This is a genomic window from Lactobacillus sp. UBA5813, assembly GCF_002417895.1.
GTDB classification, from domain to species: domain Bacteria; phylum Bacillota; class Bacilli; order Lactobacillales; family Lactobacillaceae; genus Lactobacillus; species Lactobacillus amylolyticus.
In genome coordinates this window covers 1-14,936 of the sequence record NZ_DICZ01000011.1, presented here as the reverse complement: position 1 = coordinate 14,936, position 14,936 = coordinate 1, and the positions used below count along the sequence as shown (strand labels likewise).

Genomic DNA, 14,936 nt, shown 5'->3' with positions numbered 1-14,936 from the left:
AACAGGAAAAATTATAGAGCCAAAGAAATCATGGCTCAGTGTCATGGTTTCTTTTTTTATAAATAAAAATTATGATTAGAAATCAAAAACAATTATTTCTCAAGTGCTACAAAATGGGCTTTAATATAAAGTGAAAATAATTTTTAGCAAAGGTGGGTTATAAAATGTAAATTAAAGATGAAGCTCAAGCAGCACATGCTAATTTGCTTGCAAAAACAGATCCAGAAGCTCTCGAAAGAATTAATCACTTTGCCTTTGATGAAGTACAAAACGATGTAGATTTGCCAGACAGAACCAAAATGTTGAGTACGTTGGCTTAGTTGTTAGGCTGTCAAGGATTAGATGAATACAAAATTATGCTGCCAGTTGCCTTAGACAACAGTGTTAGTCCAGTTGAGGCAAAAGAAGTTTTGTATCAAGCTCCTGACTATTTGGGTTTAAGCAGAGTTTTGCCATTCTTCAAGGCAACCAATGATATATTGACTGCACGAGGCGTAAAATTGCCATTAGCAGGGCAAGCAACGACTACAATGAAGAGAATTGTCTTGAAAAAGGTGAAGAGACGCAGATTCGCTTATTTGGGCCTCAAATGAAGGGCTTTTCTAAGATTGATACCATTCATAAATGGTTGGTTGATAATTGTTTCGGCGATTACTACACCAGAAAGGGCTTAAACGATAATGATCGTGAAATGATCACATTTTGCTATTTAGCTGCTCAAGGTGGAGTAGAGCCACAACTTTTAGCTCACTCTAAGGCAAATATTGGGTTGTGAAATGACAAAGAATTCTTAACCAAGGTTGTTTTGCAAAATGAACCATTTATTGGTTATCCAAGAAGCTTAAATGCAATTAGAATTATTAATGAAGCGGATAAAGCGATCAATGGTTAAATTTTAGGCAAATAAAAAATCGGCTAAGTTCAATTACTTAGTCGATTTTTTTCGTAATCATTAAGAAAATATTTTAAACTAGCATTTTTATTAGCTTAATTCTTTAATAATGTTCTCCAAAGTTTCCTTGGCTTCATCTTGGATAGGAGTTGTTGGGTGTTCCTTATCGTAGTTGTTGAGCCAATCAAGACGATCTTGCATTCTTCTTGCTAAAGTCTTTTGGTATTCAGGATCGTCTAAGTGAACTTCGTAGCCAGCAATTGGCAAGTATGAAACGCCTTTGAAGTTGCCGAATGGCTTAAGGTCGCTATCAGTGATTGAGCCGTTAGCTAAGTCTTCAATAATCTTCTTAGTAACTTCTTTTGGTACGTCCTTGCCCATGAATGCATCAGTGTTCAAGATGTAGCAGCTTGCGCCACGTTTAGTGAACAATTCCTTGAAGTCTGTGTAGTCGCCAGATACTGGATAAGCACGGAATGGGTCTGCGAATGGTTCGATAACCAAAGTGTTCATATCGAAGCCCTTAGGCAAGTTTTCTGCTGCAGTTCTCTTAGTAGCTAAAGTACAACCCATAGTTGTTGCTAAAACTGGGTCGTCAATCTTCAAAAGTGGTGGTAATGAACCGTCTTTCATAATCCAGAACAAAGCAGTGATTGGAGCTTTTTCGAAGTCAACACGGTGAGGACTAGTGTAACGAGTCTTGATAACACGACCGTTGTTGTTCCGCAAGTCTTCGGTTACGATTACTTTCTTGCCGTTTTCATCTTGAGTTACGTCACAGTTCATAATTGTGGTGTAGTACTTGGTTTCGTGGTGACCTGCTGGGTAGTCGTGAGTCTTATCGAAGTATGAAGGCTCAAGAGCTACAGATGAACCATCTTCACGTGAAATAATGAAGGCATCGTCGTGCAAAACAGTAATGTCATACTTGCCATCGTACATTTCGTGGGTCAAAGTTGATTTACCTGAACCAGACAAGCCATAGAATGCGAATACTTTATCGTCTTTATCAGTGAAGTGGAATGACTTTTCACCACCGTGGCAAGCAGTGTAGCCGTGACGGTGAGCAATAGCCCAAGCTAAAGTCAAAGTACCTTTCTTCAATTCACCGAAGTAGCGAAGGTTGAAGACAGCAGCACAGTTATGTGGAGCGTCAAAGACGCCTAAGCCCTTTGGGTAGTCTGGATCAGTTACATTTGGATCGAAGTAGAAGTAGATGTCCGGTTCGTTGTAAGCCTTTGACTTCTTGTACATTTCAGCAACTTCATCATCGAAGAAGTGGAAGTTCAAAATGTATGAAAGCAGGTTGAAGGCTTGATCTTCAGGCATCATAACGTGAGCCTTAACAGCAAATGTTGGGTCAAGACCTACCAAAACAGTAGCTTTTAAATACTTTTGCTCATGACCGGCATAAATATCTTCACGCAAGTTGCCAGCTAATGCTTCTGCATCTTCCTTAGGATCGTCAGTGAAGTGACGAGCACTGGCAGTTCTGCCCAAAATCTTGCCGTGGTTGTAAACTAATTGGGTTGCACCTTGTGGCAAGCCTAATTCTTTAGTATGTAAAATTGGCAAGTCAGTTACAATAACACCTGATTGTTTTTTAGCTAAATTGTAAGCTTCAGCAACACTAGTTACTTCGTGAACATTGTTACCATAAAAAGCACTTTCAATGGTAGCGCGAACGCGACTAAACATTGGATTTGCTTTTCTTAATTCGTCTTGAGAATAACGTTCTTTTGTACTCATATTACCGTATTTCCTCCTTCTATCTATATGAAAGCGGTTTTATTTATCAACACATCTATAATAACATATTTTGATAACATTAATTCAAAAAAATAAAATAACCTGTTATAATAATAGAACATACGTACGGAAAAGAGGGCCGGTAGCTTTGAATTTCAACGATTTAAGCAAGTTTGTTTTTAAAAAATATGGCTTAAAATTTTTTCCGGCAGTTCCCGGATCAACCGAGTTATACCTCTTAAAATCACCAGTTGATGGATCATATTTTGCAATGATGTCGCGTATTCGACAAGGTGACCATTTCATTGCGACGCTGGATTTACGCTGCGGCAGTTTTTCTGATATGATTCGGGACCTGCCAGGATTTTCAACGCCATTTAGATTAAAAATCAGCGATTGGGTTGGCGTGTGGTTGAATCAAGTTCATCGGGATGCAATTGAAAATGCATTTGATTATGCCTTTAGATTGGCGATGAATGGAGAAGAGGACAAGGCAATTGATCGGCAGCCGTTTATTTACGTTCCTGGTGAAGCAGCCGATGAAAAATATCAGGCACAGGCGATTAAATCACGAGACAAGACCCTGGCAAAAAGACATGAGCAAGATGTCCCGGCGGCAATTCAAAAAATGCGGGCCAGTTACGATTACAGTATTTTGCCTGCAAAAGGGAAGGCCAAAAATTTTTACCATCAAGCACAGTTGATGAAAAATTATCAAGACAATTACCAAAATCCTGTTGTGTTTAAACGCTACTATCCAGCCTTTCATGATATGACGGTGCCGCAATTGCGTACATATTTTACTTGGCGGCAAAAAATTAGAAGCGGAGAGTATGAAAAGACCAGCACTTCGTATGCCTTTGTCTATGTCTTTGAATTGCTGAACAATGTTGGAATCGATGATCCGGCGGAAGGTTTTAAGCAGCTGCGTATTTTTCAGAAAAATTATGTGCAGAAATTTGACTTAGAACTGGAGTCCTACCTCAAGCAATGGCTTAAAGACTATGCTTTGTACTATCATTTGCCGCAAAAGAACCAGTTGGTTTTTGCAGATGAATTGAAGCAAGACTTGCAATATCATATCTTGCTTCATCCAGAGGATTATTCTGCTCATGAATTGCTTGCTGCAGTGAAGCATTTTTCGACTTATTTGGATAAAAATGTCACTGCTAAAAAAATTGGTCCGCAGTTTGAACAAGTATTTAAAGAAATTTGGCAGGTTGTATTGCAAGCCAAGCTGAAAAACGGTCAAGATTTTTTTAGTAAGTATATCGCTCAGCGACATCTGCTGGTTGAGAACTTATTTGCCGGAGCAGTTTTTTATTGGCGAAATCATGACTTTGAACCACTTGCTGTTGATTCAGAAAGAAAGTACTTTTATCAAAATCAGGAATGGTATTGCAGCAGTTTGTTTCCTATAAAAAGACAAAAAAGTGAACTGAACGCCTTTTTGCATGAAACGGATCGTCTGCTTCGAGAAAAAATGCATGTTGGTCAAAAATTAAAACCGCGAAAACTCGAAAAAGAGTTTTTACAAGCAATTGCTGATGGCATTGCTGAATATCAAAAGCAGGTTGAGGAAGCTAAGAGACCCCATATCAAAATCAATTTTGCTAATCTTGATCAAATCAGAGCTGATGCATCAGAGACACGTGATAGTTTACTGACGGATGAAGAAAAGCAGCTTGAAAAAGAAGAAAGTCAGCAGCCTGTTTTGCCAAAGAAATCAGAAACTTTGAAGACGGAAAACAATTATGGTTTAACTAAAGATGAAATGCATCTGTTAATGGGCCTTCTTAATAATGAAGATTGGCAGAGCTACATTAAACAGCATCACCTAATGGTTTCAATTTTAGCTGACGGAATTAATGATAAGTTGTTCGATGAGATCGGGGATGCTGTCATTGATTTTGACGAAAATAATCAACCAGAAATTATTGAAGACTATCTTCCAGATTTAAAAGAAATTTTTTAGGGGGTAAATAATTAATGCCAGAGAAAAAACGGCGCGTTCCCAAAAGAATTGCACAAACAGTTTTAAACTCGCTTAAAGGTGGAGTAGTGCCGCGAATTGGTCTGCCTTATATCACTGTAGGCCGCAAGGATGAAATTGCTGCATTGCTGCATGATGTGGATATTATTGCAGAAGGCGGAGCTTCTTTTCGTTTTATCGTTGGACGTTATGGCTCCGGAAAAAGCTTCCTGCTGCAAACGATTCGCAATTATGTCATGGATAAAAATTTCGTCGTTGTTGATGGCGACTTGTCACCGGAAAGACGCTTGCAGGGAACGAAGGGACAAGGCTTGGCTACTTATCGAGAATTAATTCAAAACTTGTCCACAAAGACTCGTCCCGAAGGTGGTGCGCTAACTTTGATTTTGGATCGGTGGATAAATTCTGTGCAAACTCAAGTAGCACAGGAGACCGGGCTAAATGATGCTGATCCGAAGTTTGAGCAGGAAGTCGATAAAAAAATTTATGCGGTTATTTCTAATTTAAATGAATTAGTACATGGTTTTGACTTTGCCAAACTATTGAATATGTATTACCACGCTTATATGGCCGATGATGATAAAACCAAGTCAAAAGTGATCAAGTGGTTTAGAGGTGAATATACGCATAAAACCGAAGCCAAAAAGGAGCTGGGAGTTAGCGTAATTATTTCCGATGATGATTGGTACGAATACTTGAAGCTGTTTGCATCTTTCTTTAGACAGGCTGGTTATAGCGGCTTAATGGTGATGATTGATGAATTGGTAAATATTTTTAAGATCCCCAACTCAATCAGTCGCCAATATAACTATGAAAAAATTTTGACGATGTACAACGATACTTTGCAGGGCAAGGCAAAATATCTGGGAATTATTATGGCTGGTACGCCGCAAGCTGTAGAAGATCGGCGGCGGGGCGTTTATTCGTATGAAGCTTTGCGTTCTAGACTAGCCGAAGGAAAATTTGCACAAGATGGTGCCCGGGACATGTACGCTCCGGTTATCAAGCTTGAGCCGTTAACTGCGGAAGAAATGCTGGTTTTGACGGAAAAATTGGCAGATATGCATGCGGGACTTTACGGCTATGAGCGTACGATTACGGATGACGATTTGGCTAAATTTATTAAAATCGAATATGCTAGAATCGGTGCGGATACGAATATCACTCCGCGAGAGATTATCAGAGACTTTATCGAATTGCTTGATATTGTTTGGCAGAATCCAAAGACCAAAATTGAAGAACTGCTCAATTCAGAGCAGTTCTCTTATGCAAAATCAGAAGCAGTCTCTGATAATAAAGATGATGATTATACTGAATTTACTATTTAAAGGAATGAATCATGGACGTTTTTGATCATTATGCACCATTTATCCAGGACTATATCTACGAGCATGGTTGGCAAACTTTGCGTCCGATTCAGGTAGCAGCGGCGGAAGAGATTTTTACCACTGATCACAATGTCTTGCTTTCTGCTTCAACAGCATCAGGAAAAACTGAAGCTGCATTTTTCCCGATTCTGTCCAAAATAGCGCAGCAACCAGCAGATTCAATTCAAGTACTGTATATTGCACCACTCAAGGCATTGATTAATGATCAATATGATCGTTTAACTGACTTGTGTCAGGATACAAATATTAAAGTTTGGCGCTGGCACGGGGATGTAGCTCAATCGCAAAAGCGGAAAATGTTAAAAAAGCCTTCCGGTATTTTGCAAATTACGCCGGAATCATTAGAAAGCTTTATGATTAATAAACATATGGACATTCCGCATCTCTTTCATGGATTGCAATTTATCGTCATTGATGAGCTTCATTCTTTTTTGCGCAGCGATCGTGGTGGGCAAACTTTTTGCCTAATAGAACGGCTGTCCAAGTTGGCAGGCGTAAACCCCAGAAGAATTGGCCTGTCAGCAACAATCGGCAATTTAAAGGCAGCAGCAGAATTCCTTGGCTCCGGCAGCCAACATCAAACCGTTGCACCAAAGGTGCAAAATCAAGAACAGGTTTGGCGGCTTTCGATGGAGCATTTTTACCAAACTAATCCACAAGCTGGGGATAAAGATTTTGATCCTAGTGAAGTGGGTGCTCCGAAAACCGATCAAGCACCGGCACTGGCTGATCCTGGAATTGGCTATATTTTTGAACATACTCGTGGCAAAAAATGTTTGGTCTTCACCAATAGTCGTGAAGAATGTGAGGCGGTTTGTCAGCAGCTCAGAGAATATTGTCAATATAATTATGAACCAGATCGCTTTTTAATTCACCACGGAAACTTGTCGCCAGCATTAAGAGAAACAGCCGAACAGGCAATGAAGGACGAGGATTCTTACATGACTACCTGTGCAACGGCTACTCTAGAATTAGGGATCGATATTGGACAACTAGAATCGGCTTTTCAGATCGATGCGCCGTTCACCGTTTCTGGTTTTTTGCAAAGAATGGGACGAACGGGCAGAAGAGGCAATCCACCGGAGATGCACTTTGTTATGCGCGAAGAGCACCCAGAGTCACGGGCAATGCTGCCGGATTTGATTCCCTGGTCTTTACTTCAAGGAATCGCGCTTGTGCAGCTATATTTAGAAGAAAAATGGGTCGAACCCCCTGAGCCGAATCGGTTGCCATATAGTTTGCTCTATCACCAAACGATGAGCACTTTGGCATCTAGCGGTGAAATGAGTCCTGCTGAACTGGCTTCACGTGTTTTATCGCTGGCTTATTTTCATAATGTTAGTCAAGATGATTACAAAATTTTGCTGTGGCATTTATTGAAAACAAACCAAATCGAGCACACTGAAAATGGTGGTTTGATTCTGGGCTTAGCCGGTGAAAAAGTTGTGAATAACTTCAAATTCTACGCAGTTTTCCAAGAGAATGAAGAATTCAGCGTTCATGCCGGAAGCGAAGAATTAGGTACCATTGTTAAGCCGCCTCCAGTCGGTGACAAGATCGCAATTGCTGGACGCGTTTGGGTAGTTGAAGATATCGATCGCAAGCGCCATCAGGTATATTGCCATGGCGTTGATGGGCGAATTCCGGCCTACTTTGGCGATGTGCCAGGAGATATTCATCCCCATATTTTGCACAGGATGCGGAAAGTTTTAGCTGAAAAAACGATGTATCCATATTTGCTTCACAATGCCAAGGCACGATTGACACAAATGCGCGATACTTGCAATATTGCGGGCTTGCCTGAAAAGCAACTGATTAATTTAGGTGGCAATATGTGGGTCTTTTTCCCTTGGACTGGTTCTTATGCTTTTTTGGCATTGGAAAGACTGCTTAGAATCAAATGCGCAGACCGCCTAAATTTGCGTGGCTTCAATTCTTCGAGACCATATTTTATGGAGTTTGCGATGGACGCAGATGCTGATGAATTCTACAAAATATTGCAGGAAGAAGCGGAAAAGGATTTTGATCCCATGGATTTGGTTTATCCCAAAGAAGTTCCAGTTTTTGACAAATATGACGAATATTTGCCAGATGAATTAATTAGAAAAGAATTTGCATACAGCGTATTAGATATTAAAGAAATGAAAAAATGCGTTAATGCAATGTTTAAAGAAAATAATTGATCATAAAGATGATAAAACTTGCTTTTATCATCTTTTTTCTTTGAAAAGATTCAGTGATGATGCTAAATTGATAAGGTACCTAACTAATATGGTGGTTAAAATGAATCAAGAATTATATGAAAAGTGGATAAAATTGATGCACACCAATCACATGGTTTGGCGCAAAAAGTTTTCCGATAAAAATGGCATCCAAGGACAAGGGCGAATTCTTAGAATTTTAGCTAAAAACAATGACAGTTTATCGCAAAAAGAACTTGCTGCTAAAGCGGAAGTCCGACCAGCTTCTTTAAGTGAAGTCCTAGAGAGACTGGAACGAGCAAAACTGATTACGCGGCAGCGCGATCACAAAGATAAGCGAATTTTGCGAGTCAGTCTGACAGATGCTGGAGAAAAAATAGTAAAAGAAAATGGTCAGCAATGGGCAGAGTTTAACCGAACGCTGTTAGGAGACCTAGATGAGCAGGAACAAAAAGAACTGCTGCATTTGACAGATAAGCTGCAGCGAACAATCGATGAATATTTGAAAGGATAAGCTAATGAAAGAAATAGCCAAAAAACGTTAAATCCATGGGCGGTAAGCATGGCTGCTTTATTTATTTTCATTCAGGTAGGCTGTTATTTATGGTTGCCAACAATTACGGCTGGTCTGGTCGATAACGGAATTGTGGCAAAAGATATGGCCTACATTTGGCGTGACGGATTGCTAATGCTAGGCGTAGCAGCCTTAAGTTTAATCGTTGCTTTCGGCAATATTTACTATGCAGCTACCCAAGCTATGGGTGCCGGTGAAAAATTGCGCAAAATGCTGTTTCACCATGTGTTGGAATTTTCCGGCAACGAAATGACTAAATTTGGGGATGCTACTTTGATCACCCGTTCAACTAATGATGTCGTTCAAATTCAGACAGTCTTCATGCAGCTATTGCGTTTATTGATGCAGTCGCCAATTATGCTGGTAGCGGCAATTATTTTGGCCTACTTTAGAGAGCCATGACTGACGATTGTTTTCTTAATTGCATTGCCAATTTTAGTCATCGTAGTCTTTCTCATCATGCGTTCAGCAGTGCCATTATTTAAGAGTATTCAGAAAAAAGTTGACCGCATCAACTTAATTTTCCGTGAAGGCTTGACTAGTGTCAGAGTTATTCGAGCTTTCAGACAGGAAAAGCGTGAACAGGATCGTTTTAAAAAGGCTAATGAAGATTATACGCAAGTCGGCATTAAGGACTATACATTGATGTCAATCATGATGCCGATCATGACTTTGGTGCTTAGTCTGACCAACGTCGGAATTATTACGATTGGTGCAAATTTAATTGCAAACAAAACGATAGAAGTCGGTAATTTAATCGCCTTTATGACTTATGCTTTGCAGATTTTGTTCAGCTTCATGCAGTTGACCATGCTTTTTGTAGTTATTCCACGTGCCTCTGCTTCTGCGGCAAGAATCAACGCAGTGCTTTACACTAAGCCATCAATTACTGATCCAGAAAAATCCAAAACAAAACTTTTGCAGCTGATGCACCGGTTTCTTTGAACTTTGATAAGGTTACTTTTAAATACAAAGATGCTGAAAATTCTGTTTTGTATGATGTGTCATTTTCAGCAAAGGCCGGTCAAACCATCGCAATCATTGGTGGTACTGGTTCAGGAAAGTCGACTTTGTTCAATTTGATTCCACGTCTGTTTACGATTGAGAGCGGAAAAATCACAGTTGATGGTCAAAATATTGATCAAGTGAGTCAGCAAGATCTGCACAAAATAATTTCAATTACGCAGCAGGAAGCCGTTCTGTTTAAGGGAACGATTCGTTCCAACCTGCAGTTTGACAAGGACAACGCCAGTTATTGACGATTGCCAGAGCCTTCTTGGCTGATCCAGAAGTGCTTATTTTGGATGAAGCAACCAGTTCGGTTGATACGAGAACTGAATTGCTGATTCAAGAAGCAATGCGGAATTTGAGAAAAGCGCGGACTAGTTTTGTCATTGCGCACAGATTATCCACAATTGTTAATGCTGATCAAATTATCGTGCTTAACCATGGCCATATTATGGAAGCAGGGACGCATAAGCAGCTGATGAATAAGCATGGCTTCTATGCTGACCTGTATAACAGCCAGTTTGCTGGCAATAGTTTATAAATGAAAAACGGAGTCGAGTGGCTCTGTTTTTTCTTTTACAAAATTTATCAAAAATAGTAAACTAACAATAAGTAAGTATAAAGAAGAGAGGCATTTTTATGATTCACAATTCAACTATCGATAAGCAAATCAATCACCGTTCAATCAGAAAATTTAAAGATCAGCTTTTATTGCCAGAACAGCTCAAAACTTTGTACACAGTTTTTCAACATACAGCAACCAGCATGTTCATGCAAAATGCTTCCTTGCTCCACATTACTGATCCTGCTAAAAGACAAAAGATCCAAGAGTTGTGCAATCAAAAATATGTTGGTGCTGAAGGCGACTTGTTTATTTTTGTCGTTGATTTGTACCGTAATCAGCAAATTCGCCAGCAATTGGGCAAAGATGATGGTCGCGTTCATACTACTGATATTTTCTTCCAGGCAATGGAAGATACTATCTTAGCTTTTCAGAATGTGGCTAATGCTGTGGAAAGCATGGATTTGGGCTACGTTCCTCTTGGGACAGTTAATGATCATCCAAAGAAGATGCTGGCAACGCTTGATTTGCCTAAGCTTACTTTCCCAGTTTTGGGGATGCAAGTTGGCGTGCCTGATCAGGAACCACAATTAAAGCCGCGTCTGCCGCTTGAATTTACTTGTTTTGAAGACAAGTATAACAAGGACTTTGATGTCAAAGATTTAGCTGACTACGATCAAGTAGTTACTACTTATTATGATTTACGGGATGCCAATAGAAGAATCGATTCTTTTACTAAACAAATCACAGGTGCCAAACTTAATAATCATGAGACTGACCGGGATGAATTGCCGGAGCTTCTGCACGAGCAAGGACTTTGCTTAGATTGGAAATAGGCAAATAAAAGATTGTATGAGACAATAATTTCAGGAGGAATGGTATGCCATATTCACTTTCTGAGATTATTGTCTTATTTTTTACTTATTCAGTTGTTGGCTGGCTCTGGGAAACGGTCTATTGTTCATTAAAAGATGGTCATTATGATTATCGTGGCTTCTTATTTGGGCCGTATTGTTCCGTGTATGGCTTTGCAATTACGACAATTTTAATTTGTACTTATCGCGTGCAAGACAATATTTTCTTGCTGTTCATCGTGGGTATTATTGTTGCGAGCTTGTTGGAATTTGTTGCTAGTTTATTTTTGGAAAAAGTTTTCCACATGGTCTTATGGGATTATTCAAATTTGTGGGGCAACATTCAAGGCAGAGTTGCACCTGTGATTTCGCTATTCTGGGGCTTTGGCCTCGTTATTTTGGTAAAATTCGTGCAGCCTTTTATTCAAAAAGTGATCAATTGGGAAGAAATGAACACGCATGGCGCCTTGGCAGCGATGATTGTTGTAGGGATGGGGACGGACCTTGTTCTTACGATTATCAGTGTAAGAAGATTTCATGCTACGACACAGATGTGGAATGAAAGGATCAATGCGCGACTTGATAAGTTGCACGCACGTGTTAATCAGGCTACTGATGATTGGAAGCTCAGAAAGAATTTGGCTAATTGGCATGAAGATATGATTAAACATATTGATGAGATTCGGCCAAAACGCAGATTGAGTTGGAACCAGCGGCGTTTGATCAATAGTTTTGCGAAGATGAAGTTTGATGATGCAGAGCGCTTTGAGAATTTGAAACAGGATTTGATCAAGCGAGGATTATTAAAATAGGATTTGTACATTGACTGACATTTTTGGTATAATTCTCTTGTTACGAGTGATGCCGAATTAGCTCAGTCGGTAGAGCGCTTCCCTCGTAAAGAAGAGGTCGGCAGTTCGATTCTGCCATTCGGCATAAAAAAGTATAATTTTACTTGATTAACCTTGATTTTTTAACGTTTTGCGAAGATAAGTTAAGGTTAATTTTTTTGCGTAAAGGTAAATGATGCACAACAAGTGCACTCTGTTCTTTTGTTAAAGTGCAATTTTTGCACGCGGTTTTTTGAGAGTGGAATAATGAATAAAGACTCTTATCTATGAAAGTAGGTCAGGGTCTTTTTGTGTATCAATATAAAAATTATAAGGATTTGCTGATTATATTTATAAAGATTATATGAGGTATTTTAATGGCAAATAAAAATTTGACTAATGCAAAGATTGCAAAAAAAGATGAATTTTATACAAGATGGGAAGAAATAGAAAAAGAAGTAAATGCATACCTTGAATACAACAAAAATGTGTTTAGGGATAAAACTATTTTATTGCCTGCTGACGATCCTTTTGAAAGTAACTTTTTCAAATTCTTTGCAGTTCATTTTAATGATTTTGGTTTAAAAAGATTAATTGCTACAAGTTATGATTCAAGTCCTGTAGTAAATACTCAGCTATCTTTATTTGATGATGAAAATCAAGTTACTAATACTTCGAGTAAAGCATATAAAATTGACTTAACTCATGTGGAAGATTTTGACCATGATGGTAGATTCAATATTGAAGATGTTGAGAAAATGCTCAACGAAGAAAAATTTAAATTGAATCATGGAAATAAATCAAATATTTTATCATATTTAAAGGGAGACAAGGAACCCGATGGAATAACTAGATTTGTTCCTGGTGACTTCAGAAGCGAGGAAGTTACTCAATTAAAAAACAAAGCGGATATTATAGTGACTAATCCACCTTTTTCATTATTTAGAGAATTTGTTAAGTGGGTAAATCAAAAAGAAAAGCGATTATTGATTATAGGTAATGTAAATGCAATAACGTATAAAGAAATTTTTCCTTTGATCAAAGACAATTTTTTATGGGTGGAAGGTCATCACTCATGTCAATGGCGGATAATATAAAATTTAGTAACTTAAACTTCCCACACCAAAAAGAACTATGAAGCCTTGAAAACTCAATAGTTTAGCCAGTAAATATTCAATTAAGCTGCTAGTGATGGCGATATAGCCTCTTGCATGTACTTCTCGATGGTAAAAAAGCTTCCGCTTTTAAAAAAGAGCTTGATGAAATTATTGACATTGTTGGGCTTTCAAACAGGCGTAAATATACTCCGCGTGAACTTTCAGGAGGTCAACAGCAGCGTGTTGCAATAGCTCGTGCCCTTATAAATAACCCTGAAGTAATCCTTGCAGATGAACCAATCGGAAATCTTGATTCAAAAACAGGAACAGAAATAATGGAACTGTTGCAAAAAATAAATTTAGAAAAGAAAAAAACTATAATAATGGTAACTCATTCAAAAAAATCTGCTGAGTACAGCACTCGAACCATATTAGTTCAAGATGGAAAAATCATATAATAAAATTTTTTTATGTTTCTTGCATTTTTTTAAATCATATGATATAGTAAGGGTTGTGTTGGTAAATCAATGGTTTAATCAATTTTTGTGCATTTCACTCTTCATTTTTGGAGATATGATATGAACCTTAATTAGTTTAATCCATAATGAAGAGGAGGTATTTAAATGCCAGATAAAACTATAGTATGTAAAGATTGCCACAAGGAATTCGTATTCACTGAGGGTGAACAGGAATTCTACAAGGAAAAAGGTTTCGAAAACGAACCTCAGAGATGCCCTGAATGCAGAAAAGCAAGAAAACAGAAAAGAAGAAACTTCAACAACCATAATTATAGATAGTTTTCGGGGAGGCCTCAGGGTTTCCTTTTTTATTTGCCTTAATTTAATTTTTATTATTTTAACTATAGATGTTTACAAATTTCTAAAAAAACTATATAACAAGATAAATGACTATTGATTATATTATAGGGAGTTGAGAGTTTATCATGAATAAAAACGGAGTTATTGCTGCCATATTAGCCTGATAGAGGGATATTATACCCTTTTTTCAGACATTGGTAATAGTAACATCGTTTATTCAGGATAAACTCTTTTTGTTGCTATTTTATATATTGCAGCTGTGGCATCAAAATCAAAACAGATTTCAAATGTCAGTAATGGAAGAGGATTAAATTATCCTCTTCCATTTTTTATTGCTACCCTATACTATACTGAATTTCATAAATTTATATATAACACACTAACACACTAAAAATCTTAGAGACAAAATAACAAAAATTCGGAGGTATTACATTATGAGCATTTTAGATATAGAAAATCTCTCTCACAGTTTTGAAGATAAAGTCATATTCAGAAATACTTCTTTCAGGCTTCTGAAAGGAGAACATATAGGCTTTTAGGTCCTAATGGTGCAGGAAAAACAATATTTTTTAATATATTAACTTAAACTTCCCACTTACAAAAGTGGGCTTGTACCTTGAAAATTCAATAGTTTAGCCAATAAAAAAGCACAAGACCTTTGTTCGCTTGATATAATTAAGCCGACCAAAACATCATCAATATCAAACGAAAGGCTTGCGCTATGTCTAGTTTACCATCATTCGATACTGAAAACGAACCTAAAATTGCCCGTTCTGTTGAAAAGTTCTTCAAGGACTAGAAAGTTATGGAGCTTCTCCGTAGATGTGGGCTCCGCAAGTCCAAAGGAATCCCACTTTGGTCGATCCTTTCATACATCTTCAGTAATGTGTTTCGAGACAGAAGCATGTACATGCAACAGAAGTCTGGCAAGTGTACTGCTGGCTTCTCCAAAAACACCTACTATCGATTC

At 38.2% G+C, this 14,936-nt stretch carries 10 protein-coding genes, 1 tRNA gene and 4 pseudogenes; 14 read left to right on the top strand and 1 reads right to left on the bottom strand.

Annotated elements, in window-relative coordinates:
* Positions 1-170: 170 nt before the first annotated feature.
* Positions 171-892: pseudogene (locus B2008_RS02315) on the top strand (carboxymuconolactone decarboxylase family protein).
* A gap of 90 nt (positions 893-982) precedes the next feature.
* On the opposite strand, the gene B2008_RS02310 reads toward B2008_RS02315, so the two are convergent.
* Positions 983-2,641 carry a phosphoenolpyruvate carboxykinase (ATP) gene (locus B2008_RS02310; RefSeq protein WP_281827816.1) on the bottom strand — a complete coding sequence of 553 codons (1,659 nt, stop codon included), beginning with the start codon at positions 2,639-2,641 and terminating at the stop codon, positions 983-985.
* A 148-nt stretch (positions 2,642-2,789) separates the two neighbouring features.
* On the opposite strand from B2008_RS02310, the gene B2008_RS02305 reads away from it, so the two are divergent.
* The 13 genes and pseudogenes from B2008_RS02305 to B2008_RS08370 form a co-directional block, all read left to right on the top strand.
* Positions 2,790-4,616, top strand: a complete 1,827-nt coding sequence (locus B2008_RS02305) for a TerB N-terminal domain-containing protein (RefSeq protein ID WP_281827818.1) — start codon at positions 2,790-2,792, stop codon at positions 4,614-4,616.
* Positions 4,617-4,630: 14 nt separating this feature from the next.
* Entirely contained in the window at positions 4,631-5,962 is a 1,332-nt protein-coding gene (locus B2008_RS02300) for an ATP-binding protein (protein WP_281827819.1), read from the top strand.
* 11 nt (positions 5,963-5,973) lie between these two features.
* Positions 5,974-8,205, top strand: coding sequence for a DEAD/DEAH box helicase (locus B2008_RS02295; RefSeq protein ID WP_281827820.1), 2,232 nt, complete (start codon positions 5,974-5,976; stop codon positions 8,203-8,205).
* 100 nt (positions 8,206-8,305) lie between these two features.
* Positions 8,306-8,737, top strand: coding sequence for a MarR family winged helix-turn-helix transcriptional regulator (locus tag B2008_RS02290; RefSeq protein ID WP_281827823.1), 432 nt, complete (start codon positions 8,306-8,308; stop codon positions 8,735-8,737).
* A 48-nt stretch (positions 8,738-8,785) separates the two neighbouring features.
* Positions 8,786-10,346: pseudogene (locus B2008_RS02285) on the top strand (ABC transporter ATP-binding protein).
* Positions 10,347-10,444: 98 nt separating this feature from the next.
* Positions 10,445-11,203 carry an NADPH-dependent oxidoreductase gene (locus tag B2008_RS02280; RefSeq protein ID WP_281827825.1) on the top strand — a complete coding sequence of 253 codons (759 nt, stop codon included), beginning with the start codon at positions 10,445-10,447 and terminating at the stop codon, positions 11,201-11,203.
* 44 nt (positions 11,204-11,247) lie between these two features.
* Positions 11,248-12,033, top strand: a complete 786-nt coding sequence (locus B2008_RS02275) for a putative ABC transporter permease (RefSeq protein ID WP_281827827.1) — start codon at positions 11,248-11,250, stop codon at positions 12,031-12,033.
* Between the two features lie 51 nt (positions 12,034-12,084).
* A tRNA-Thr gene (locus B2008_RS02270) sits at positions 12,085-12,157 on the top strand.
* A 271-nt stretch (positions 12,158-12,428) separates the two neighbouring features.
* The gene (locus B2008_RS02265; RefSeq protein WP_286822270.1) at positions 12,429-13,148 is read left to right on the top strand and encodes an adenine-specific methyltransferase EcoRI family protein; all 720 of its coding nucleotides are present in this window, start codon (positions 12,429-12,431) and stop codon (positions 13,146-13,148) included.
* A gap of 110 nt (positions 13,149-13,258) precedes the next feature.
* Positions 13,259-13,606, top strand: coding sequence for an ATP-binding cassette domain-containing protein (locus tag B2008_RS02260; protein WP_081008659.1), 348 nt, complete (start codon positions 13,259-13,261; stop codon positions 13,604-13,606).
* Positions 13,607-13,771: 165 nt separating this feature from the next.
* On the top strand, positions 13,772-13,945 hold the full coding sequence (locus tag B2008_RS02255) for a zinc-ribbon domain-containing protein (RefSeq protein WP_286822269.1): 174 nt from the start codon (positions 13,772-13,774) through the stop codon (positions 13,943-13,945).
* A gap of 455 nt (positions 13,946-14,400) precedes the next feature.
* Positions 14,401-14,549, top strand: a pseudogene (locus B2008_RS08275) (ATP-binding cassette domain-containing protein); the annotation flags it as partial.
* Positions 14,550-14,687: 138 nt separating this feature from the next.
* Positions 14,688-14,936 (top strand): annotated as a pseudogene (locus B2008_RS08370) (IS4 family transposase); the annotation flags it as partial.

What these genes read in the sequence shown, in the direction of transcription:
- B2008_RS02310 (WP_281827816.1), bottom strand. Translation starts at nt 2,641, where the DNA reads ATGAGTACAAAAGAACGTTATTCTCAAGACGAATTAAGAAAAGCAAAT.
- B2008_RS02300 (WP_281827819.1), top strand. Translation starts at nt 4,631, where the DNA reads ATGCCAGAGAAAAAACGGCGCGTTCCCAAAAGAATTGCACAAACAGTT.
- B2008_RS02295 (WP_281827820.1), top strand. Translation starts at nt 5,974, where the DNA reads ATGGACGTTTTTGATCATTATGCACCATTTATCCAGGACTATATCTAC.
- B2008_RS02290 (WP_281827823.1), top strand. Translation starts at nt 8,306, where the DNA reads ATGAATCAAGAATTATATGAAAAGTGGATAAAATTGATGCACACCAAT.
- B2008_RS02280 (WP_281827825.1), top strand. Translation starts at nt 10,445, where the DNA reads ATGATTCACAATTCAACTATCGATAAGCAAATCAATCACCGTTCAATC.
- B2008_RS02275 (WP_281827827.1), top strand. Translation starts at nt 11,248, where the DNA reads ATGCCATATTCACTTTCTGAGATTATTGTCTTATTTTTTACTTATTCA.
- B2008_RS02265 (WP_286822270.1), top strand. Translation starts at nt 12,429, where the DNA reads ATGGCAAATAAAAATTTGACTAATGCAAAGATTGCAAAAAAAGATGAA.
- B2008_RS02255 (WP_286822269.1), top strand. Translation starts at nt 13,772, where the DNA reads ATGCCAGATAAAACTATAGTATGTAAAGATTGCCACAAGGAATTCGTA.